Annotated in this window: 1 tRNA gene; it reads right to left on the reverse strand. The window is 39.5% G+C overall.

From position 1 onward, the window contains the following. Positions 1 to 380: 380 nt before the first annotated feature. A tRNA-Ala gene (locus A3761_RS04235) sits at positions 381 to 456 on the reverse strand. Positions 457 to 655: the final 199 nt, after the last annotated feature.

Below are 655 nucleotides of genomic sequence, written 5' to 3' on the forward strand. Positions count from 1 at the left end.
TCGCCTCTGACTGCCAAGGCATCCACCGTATGCGCTTAGTCACTTAACTATATAACCCGAAGTAGTCTTCTAAGACGACCTTTTACCATCTTAGTACTTAAGCTATATATATGACCATTCGTAACGTTTTCGCCGGATAACGCTTGATATGAATCTCATTTCTTTCGTTATCCATGATTAAATTATTCGCTGATATGTGAATAATCTAATCACTTAGCAATGAGTTGCATTATGTCATCACAACATAAAACAACGTCTACTATTACTTACCTAATTGTTAAAGAGCTTCTAATCGCATGATTAGAAATAAATACACTTTACTTAATTCAAACTTAAACCAAGCAAATACACTTATTTATAATCATTTCAATTTTGGAAATTGGTGGAGCTATGCGGGATCGAACCGCAGACCTCCTGCGTGCAAGGCAGGCGCTCTCCCAGCTGAGCTATAGCCCCAATCCCAGAGCATTTTATCCTCTGCTTTAACGTTCATTAAAGTCAGACTCAAAAAATCGTAGATTTTAGTTAATCTAGGCAAATGACTGCGAAGCATAGCCTGCTATGCGAGTAATCATTTAACGATGAGTAACTGAAATCTGGTAGGCCTGGGCAGACTTGAACTGCCGACCTCACCCTTATCAGGGGTGCGCTCTAA

The sequence above is a fragment of the Oleiphilus sp. HI0123 genome, from assembly GCF_001635315.1.